This is a genomic window from Streptomyces sp. NPDC058955, assembly GCF_042741435.1.
Taxonomy (GTDB): domain Bacteria; phylum Actinomycetota; class Actinomycetes; order Streptomycetales; family Streptomycetaceae; genus Streptomyces.
In genome coordinates, this window is sequence record NZ_JBHYKM010000198.1 from 1 (window position 1) to 7,930 (window position 7,930).

Annotated in this window: 6 protein-coding genes; 4 read left to right on the plus strand and 2 right to left on the minus strand. The window is 73.4% G+C overall.

Annotated features, from left to right (window positions below):
• From ACFW1I_RS37260 to ACFW1I_RS37275, 4 genes are all read left to right on the plus strand, one after another.
• A partial coding sequence (locus ACFW1I_RS37260; RefSeq protein WP_384678378.1) for a hypothetical protein occupies positions 1 to 212 on the plus strand: 212 nt, incomplete at its 5' end.
• A 137-nt stretch (positions 213 to 349) separates the two neighbouring features.
• A complete protein-coding gene (locus ACFW1I_RS37265; protein WP_384678380.1) occupies positions 350 to 3,652 on the plus strand; it encodes a tetratricopeptide repeat protein in 3,303 nt (1,100 codons plus the stop codon).
• 221 nt (positions 3,653 to 3,873) lie between these two features.
• The gene (locus ACFW1I_RS37270; protein WP_384678382.1) at positions 3,874 to 4,431 is read left to right on the plus strand and encodes a TetR/AcrR family transcriptional regulator; all 558 of its coding nucleotides are present in this window, start codon (positions 3,874 to 3,876) and stop codon (positions 4,429 to 4,431) included.
• Between the two features lie 73 nt (positions 4,432 to 4,504).
• Complete coding sequence (locus ACFW1I_RS37275) at positions 4,505 to 6,208, plus strand: alpha/beta fold hydrolase (RefSeq protein WP_384678384.1); 1,704 nt, start codon at positions 4,505 to 4,507, stop codon at positions 6,206 to 6,208.
• A gap of 217 nt (positions 6,209 to 6,425) precedes the next feature.
• On the opposite strand, the gene ACFW1I_RS37280 is transcribed toward ACFW1I_RS37275, so the two are convergent.
• The gene (locus tag ACFW1I_RS37280) at positions 6,426 to 7,121 is read right to left on the minus strand and encodes a DUF4166 domain-containing protein (RefSeq protein WP_384678386.1); all 696 of its coding nucleotides are present in this window, start codon (positions 7,119 to 7,121) and stop codon (positions 6,426 to 6,428) included.
• Positions 7,118 to 7,840, minus strand: a complete 723-nt coding sequence (locus ACFW1I_RS37285) for a hypothetical protein (protein WP_384678388.1) — start codon at positions 7,838 to 7,840, stop codon at positions 7,118 to 7,120. Before ACFW1I_RS37285 ends, ACFW1I_RS37280 begins: the two co-directional genes overlap by 4 nt.
• Positions 7,841 to 7,930 lie beyond the last annotated feature (90 nt).

Here is a 7,930-nt window from a genome sequence, read left to right on the forward strand (position 1 = left end):
GAGACGGACACGGCGGCTGGAGCGACTACGGCCAGATCGCCACCGGAACCACCACCAACCAGAACGCCGTCGTCCTGGCCCCCTTCAACGGCGACAGCATGGCCGACTACCTCGTCACCAACACCGACGGCTCCATCACCGCCTACACCAGCAACGGCGGAGACGGACACGGCGGCTGGACCAACCTCGGCCGCATCGCCACCGGCGCCTGACCAGGCAAACCCGCTGGCCTCGGTTCACCGACGGCGTCGGACACACCACCCCCGGAGAAGATCACCGGATCCGGCCATCCCCCCGTTACGATGCGCCTGCGCGCGGCTCGACCCGCCCGCGCCGTACACACGGGGGGATGGTCATGCGCTTCGGGCTGCTCGGAACACTGTCGGTCACAGACGACCAGGGAGGCGAGCACGCGCCGGGCTCGCCCATGGCGAGGGCTCTCCTCGCGGCGCTGCTGCTCGCGCCGGGCCGGGTCGTGGGGCTCGACCGGCTGGAGTCGCTCCTGTGGGACGGCTGCCCGCCGGCCACCGCTCGCGCGTCCCTGCACAACCACGTGTCACGCCTGCGACGCTCGCTCGGCGACGCCTCGCGGGTCACCAGCCAGGACGGAGGGCTCCTGCTGCGCGTCGAGGAGGCGGAGCTCGACACCGACCGTCTCGCCGCCGCCTTCGCCCAGGCGCGCCGCGCCCACGGTGCCGAGGACTGGAGAGAGGTGGTCCGGGCAACCGAGGAGGCGGCGGCGCTCTGGCGGGGCGATCCGCTCGCGGAGTTCCCTCGCCTCGCGGCCGAGGCCGCCGCCGATGTCGCCCGCTGGCAGGAGGCCCGCCTGCAGTGCCTGGAGTTCTGGGCCGACGCGTCCGCGGCACTCGGCCAGGACGCCGAGCTCCTGACCGAACTGCGGCGCCTCACCGCCGAGTTCCCGCTGCGGGAGACCTTCCAGGCGCACCTCCTCCTGGTCCTGCACCGCGCTGGCCACCGGGCCGAAGCCCTGGAGGCCTACCACGCCCTGCGCCGCACGTTCGTCGACACCCTCGGCGTCGAGCCCGGCCCCGGCATCCGCTCGGCCTTCCAGCACGTCCTGGACGACGACCACAACGGCACGACCGGACCGGCCCTTCCGAAGGCGAGCCGATCCACCCCCGTCCCCCGGGCCCTGCCGCGCGACCCCGTCGGCTTCACCGGCCGGGAGATGCAGATCGACGCCCTCGTCGCCGCACTCCGCGACGACGCCGGGAGCGGGCAGGAGACGGTGGGACTCCACACCGTCGACGGCATGCCGGGCATCGGCAAGACCGCCTTCGCCCTGCGCGTCGCCCACCACGTCAGCGCCGACTACCCCGACGGGCAGATCTTCCTGCCGCTCCACGCCCACACCGCCGGCACCCCGCCCGTCACCGCCGAGGACGCCCTGGGCGAACTGCTCCTCGCGGTCGGCGAGAGCCCCGGGCGCCTGCCGGAGGGGCTCACCGCCCGGGCCGGCCTCTGGCGCAGCTGCGTCGCGGGCCGCCGGATGGTGATCGTCCTCGACGACGCCCGCGGCTCCGACCAGGTCGAACCGCTGCTGCCCGGCACCCCTGGCTGCCTGATCATCGTGACGAGCCGCCGCCGGCTCGAGGCACTGGCGGGCGCAACACCGGTGACCCTCGGCGTCCTACCGGAGGAGGAGGCGGTACGGCTGCTGATCCGCCGTTCCGGCCGCCCCGACCTGGACCCCGACGACCCGTCGCTGGCCCGCCTCGCGGAGCTCTGCGGACGGCTGCCCCTGGCGCTGAACCTCGTCTCCGCCCGGCTGCGGCACCGGCGCGGCTGGACCCCTGCCGACATCGCCGATGACCTCGGCGCGGCGGCCGACCGGCTCGCCACCCTCTCCTCCGAGAACGTGTCCGTCGCCGCCGCGTTTGACCTCTCCCGCCACGCACTGACCCCCGCCGCCGGGACGCTGCTGCGCCGGCTCGGACTGCTCCCCGGCGTCGACCTCGACGCGTACGCCGCCGCCGCGCTCTACGGCACCGACCCCGGCACCGCCCGGCGACTGCTGGACGAGCTGTGCGACCACAGCCTCGTCGACGAGCCCACCCGCGGCCGCTACCAGATGCACGACCTGATCCGCGAATACACCCGCACCCTGGCCGGCGCCGAGACACCGGCCGACGCCGACATTGCCGTACGGCGGCTGCTCGCCCACTACCTGCACACGGCCTCCGACGCGAACCGGCTCCTCGTCCGGGATGCCGGGGAGCCGCCCCGCTTCCATGCCGAACGCCCCACCGCGGTCCCCCGACTCACCGACGCCACCGCGGCGACGCAGTGGCTGCGCGCCGAGCAGGCCAACCTCCGCGCCGCCGTCGACGAGGCAGTCCTCCGCGGCCAACATGAGGCCGCACGAGCTCTCCCGGCTGCCCTGCACGAGTTCCTCCGGGCCGGCGGCCACTGGGACGAAGCGACGCGCCTGCACCGGATCGCCCTCGACTCCGCCACAGCCACCGGCAACCCGTCGGACCGGGCCACCGCCCTCCACCAGCTCGCGATCGTCAGCACACTCCAAGGCCGCTACGCCGAATCCGAGACCTTGCTGACCCAGGCCCTGGAGCTGATCGCGTCCCTGGGCGACCCCAGGCGCGCGGCGACGGTCTTCTACGACACGGCCCGGCTGTTCCGGCTCACCGGTCGGTACGACGAGGCCGTCGCCGCCCTGACGGAGGCGCTGCGCCGCTTCACCGAGACCGGCGACCGGCACGGCGAAGGCCAGGTGCTCATCGAGCTCGGCCACGTCCAGCAGCTGGCCGGCCGCTATCCCGAGGCGGCCGCCACCGCGGAAGCCGCCCTGGCCTTCTTCCGCGCCTCCGGAGACCTGCGCGGCCTGGCCAACTCCCTCGCCACCCGGGCCGACATCCTGCGCTCCCTGGGCCACTACCGGGAGTCCACAGAGCACCACCGGGAAGCACTCGTCCTGTACCGCCGGCAGGGCAACCTCATGGGCCAGGCGAACGTCCTCGCCGACCTCGGCGACGTGCTGCGGCTCACCGGAGCAGACCGCGAGGCGGAGGAACACCTGACCGAAGCCGTACAGATCACGCAGGAACTGGGCAGCCCCCTCGGCGAAGCGCACTCACTGACCTACCTCGCCCGGCTCCACCTGGGCCGCGGTGACGCCGAGCGTGCCGACGCCCTCCTCACGCACGCCCTGGCCCTCTGCGAGGAAGTCGACAGCGCGATGGGCCGCGCCTACGTCACCCTGCACACCGCCGAGGTCGCCCTGCTACGCGCCGCCCCCGCGGCCGCACGCGCCCAGGCCGGCCACTGCCTCGGCCTCTTCGAGGAACTCGGCGACCTCGGCGGCCGCGCAGCCGCCCTGCACGTCCACGCCCTCGCCCTGCGGGCCTGCGGAGAACCCGGGCCGGCGTCCGACCGACACCACGAGGCGCTCACGCTGGCCCGGAGCATCCAAGCGCCGTACGAGGAGATGCGGGCGCTCGTCGGCATCGCCGACTGCCTCTCCGACCTCGGCGACCCCGGCCTCGCCGCCGAACCCCTCCGTACGGCCCTGGCGATCGCCGAACGGCTGCGCCTTCCGGAGGCGACCGGTCTCCTGCGGCGGCTGACGGAGGTCACGGCCCATGACCGTTCCGTCGACGTGGGGGTGAACGGGTGACCTGCAGCATGTGATCCAAGAAGAGCACAGCAGTCCTCGCCCCGACTGCCGGTGACGAGGAGCGGTTCAGTTCCGGAGAAGACGGTCCCCGTGCTGAGAAGCGAGGCGACAAAGGGCACACCGGTTTCGTCTCCGGAGACGTAAGAGCGGCCCGTCGTCATCCCGGCGCGAATCCAGCCACCCCGATTGAGAGAATATGTAGATCGGTCTACAGTGGCCTCATGGGACTGAAGGGCGCCGAGACGCGTGACCGATTGCTGGACGCGACGCAGGAGTTGATCGAGAGCGGGGGGTACCTCGGCGCCGGGCTCAATCAGGTGATCGCGGCCAGTGGCGCGCCTCGGGGCTCGCTGTACTTCCACTTCCCCGGCGGCAAGGACCAGTTGGTGGGTGAGTCCGTCCGGCGGGCCGGCCGTGCGATCGGTGGCGACATGGAGAGCCTGGCCGACTCCAGCACGTCGGTGGCGGAGTTCGTCGAAGGGGTGCTGCGCCACTTGGGCGAGCGGCTGGAAGCGTCGGGGTGGCACAAGGGGTGCCCGGTGGCCACCGTCGCGCTGGAGACGGCCAGTTCCAACGACCCGCTGCAGGAGGCGTGCTCGGAGGTGTACACGTCGTGGGAGGCGGCTCTGCGGGCACGGCTGGCCGGCCACCCGGACGCGGACGACCTCGCGGTCACCATCCTGGCGCTCGTGGAGGGCGCGCTCCTGCTGGCCCGGACGCATCGCAGCAGAGAGCCTCTGGACCGGGTCGCCCGCCGGATCGGCGCCCTGCTCGACTGACACGGCCCGCCGTCACCGGCGGGTCTTTTACTGCCTCAAAAATATGTAGACCGATCTATTCAAGGAGAGTTTCATGGAAGCGATGGACGCGATCGTCTTCGGCGCGACCGGATTCATCGGCCGTTCCCTCGTCGCCGAACTGCTCGGCCGGGGCTGGCGGGTGGCGGCGGCCGTACGCAACGACACCCTCACCCCCTGGCTGACCTCCCAGGGCGTCGACATCCGCGGGCTCCGGATCGTCGCCGCCGACATCACGCGACCGCTCGCGGACCTGCCCGAGGTCCGGGACGTGTACAACGCGGCCGGCCGCTTCGCCTTCGGCCTCAGCGAGCGGGACGCGCGGTCGGTGAACGTCACCGGGGCGCTGAACGTGGTCGAGTGGGCCGCGACACTGCCCCGGCTGCGCAGGCTCGTGCACATCAGCGGATACCGGGTGAGTGCGGCCGACGGCCACCCCGACTACGCCGGACTGGGAGCCTACGAGGCGTCGAAGTTCGAGGCCGATCTCGCGGTACGGGCCCGCGCCGAGGCGCTGTCGGTGCCGTTGACCGTCGCCAACCCCAGCACCGTGATCGGGCCGGGCCAGTACATCGGCCTGGCCACGCTCGTCGAGGACCTGTGGAACGGGCGGCTCCCCGCGCTGCCCGGAGGCTCCGACACCTTCCTGCCGGTCACGACCATCGACTACTTCGCGCGGTTCCTGGCGGAGATCCCCGCGTCGCCCGCGGGCGAGCACTATTGGGTGCTCGACGACGACACCCCGCTCCTGCCCGACCTGATCGGCACGATGGCCGCGCACATGGGCGTACGGGCACCCCGCCGAACCGTTCCCGCCAACGTACTGCGGCGGCTGCCGCGACGGTTGACCGGTGCCGATCCCGAGACCCTGTCGTTCCTGTCGGCCGACCGGTACCCGACGGATTCCGCCCGCGCCTTCGCCGCGCGCATCGGCCTGGAGATGCCTCCGGTGACCGAGGCCCTGCGCACCTGGGCCGACGACCTGGTGGCCGCCCGCTTCGGCTCCGCGTCGCCCTGGCAGCGCCCGTACGGCTTCCACACCGTCGGAGGCTCTCCGACCTGGGTGTCCGGTGACCGGCGTCGCCCCTCCCACGTCCTGCTGCACGGCCTGCCGATGAACGCCGACCTGTGGGGGCCCGTCGCCGCCCACCTCCCCGGCCCGGTGCTCGCCCCCGACCTTCCCGGCCTGGGGCGCTCGGCCCCCTCGACCCAGCCGATCGACGTGTGGCTGGACGATCTGATGGACCCGGTGCAGACCCGCCCCGTGCTGGTCGCGCACTCCCTGGCCTGCGGGCCCGCTCTCCGCTTCGCCGTCGACCATCCGGACCGCCTCGACAGGCTCGTCCTCGTCTCCCCCGCGTTCCTTCAGGCGCCGGCCCCGCGGCTCGCCCGCTCAGCCGTGGCCGCGCCGGCGCTGCGCCGCATGCCGACGCCTCGGCTGGCCCGGACGCTCGGTGTCCCCGACGGACCGGAAGTGCGGAGCGCCGCGGCCGACCTGCGGCGCGCCGGGGTGGCGCGCCGCGTCGCCGCGTCCCTGCGCGCGGACGCCGCCGAGCGGCGCCGATGGCGGGCCCTGCTCGACCGGGTGACTGTCCCGGTCCAGATCGTCGTCGGTTCGAAGGACCCGCTGACCGAGGCCGTCGACCTCCCGGTGGCCGAGATCGCCGGGGCCGGCCACTACCCCCAACTGACCCATCCCGCCCAGCTCGCCCGGTTCCTCGGTTCTCTCCGCACCACCGGCGCTCCGACCGGCGCGTGAGCGGGTCGTCGAGGAGCGCACGCACCGCTCCTCGACCGCGCGGCCGCGCCCGACCTGGTCGCCGGGCCGGTTGTGCCCAGTGACGCGTCGATGGTCGGGGATGTACGTCAGTCGATGGTCGGGGGTGTACGTCATGAGCGCGCCGGCGAGTTCCCGCACACCCGGTCACGGCTGGCCTCACCCGGTTCTACGAGGACCACCATCCATGTCCAGGCGTTCATGCCCGCGCCTCCTCGCGCACGGGGCGCAGCCCCGGCCGGACCCCGCACTCCCGGACGGAGGCGTAGGTGGCGGTGAACGAGCCTTCGTAGCCGAACAGCGGCCCCACGTATCGGTTGACGACCCGGACTCGGATGCGGAACCGGCCGGTGTCCTCGTCGAAGGATTCGCGCACCTCGGCGTCGGCGCCGATCAGGCCGGGCACCCGGAGGTCGATCGGGCCCTCGCGGAAGCGGTGTTCGCCCGAGCGGATGAGCAGCGAGCCGTCGGGCTCGGCGGTCAGGCGCAGTTCGCTGGCCAGGTGCTGGTGGGTGCCGAGGTAGTCGAGGACGCAGCCGCGGTCGGGGCTGTGCACCATCGTCGCGTCGAAGCGGCGTGGGCCGCCGGGCAGCTGGAAGGTGCGTACGAAGGTGACGGTCTCGCGCCCGTACGAGTCGCGGTAGGGCACGTTCTCGATGGTGAAAGGGATGTTCCGGCCGGTGCGCGGGAGCAGGATGTTGCGGGTGCCGCCGAGTGCGAGGAAGGGCCGGATGAGCGGCCCGACCGGTCCCCTGCCGTGCCAGATGCGATCCATCACGCCGTGTCCGACGCACAGCTCGCCGTTGTCGAGTCCGACGGAGAAGCGTCGGCGCAGCTCCGGGTGGAGCCGCCCGAAGGCGGCGTCGCCCATGGCGGTGCGGAAGATCGAGGTCATGGCTGCTCCAGGGTGGCGAGGAGGCGGGGCGTACGGCTCCGGCCGGGCGGGGTGCGCAGGCAGCGGCGGGCGGCGGGGGTGCCGGGCGCCGGCGGCAGGAGGACGGCGGCGAGGAGGCCGAGGACCGTGAGGGGGACCGCGGCGAGCGAGACCGCGCCCGGCGGCAGTTGGGTCGCGGTGAACGGGAGGCCCACGAGCAGCAGCCTGGCGCCCAGTTCGAGCAGCCAGTGGGTGCGGGCGCGCTCGGGTGTGACCCCGTCCTCGCACCACAGCCGCAGCCGGTCGAAGGACCAGGCCGTGGCCCAGCCCATCAGGGGCCGGAAGAGGAGGCGGTCGGCGACCCGGCCGAAGCGGCCCCAGCGCGGCCGGTAGTCGTAGGCGGTGAGGAAGCGGACGCCGTCCGGCCCCGGCACGTAGCGCCAGTAGCCACTGCCCTCGGCGAGCAGCGACAGCGGGTCCGGGGAGGCGAAGCGGAGGGCGGAGACACGGTCGCCGCCGGCCCGGTGGCGCTCCCCGGCGGAGACGCCGGTCCCGGCGACGCTCAGGAAGGGCAGGAGGCGCACGGCGTACCGGAACCGCCGGGGCTCCCCCGGCGCGGTCGGCAGATACGCGATCTCGGTGAACCTGAGGTCCCACCGCTGGTGTTCGGCCGGATCCTGGGTCCGCTCCCAGAGCGTGTCCAGGTCGGCGCGGACGCGTGCCTCGACGTAGAGCCCCACAGCTCCGCCCGTCGCGTTGGCGGCTGGCACCGAGTTTGGACTCGCGTTGGGAATCTTCACCGATGACGTCGCAGCCGGCCTTTCAATTGC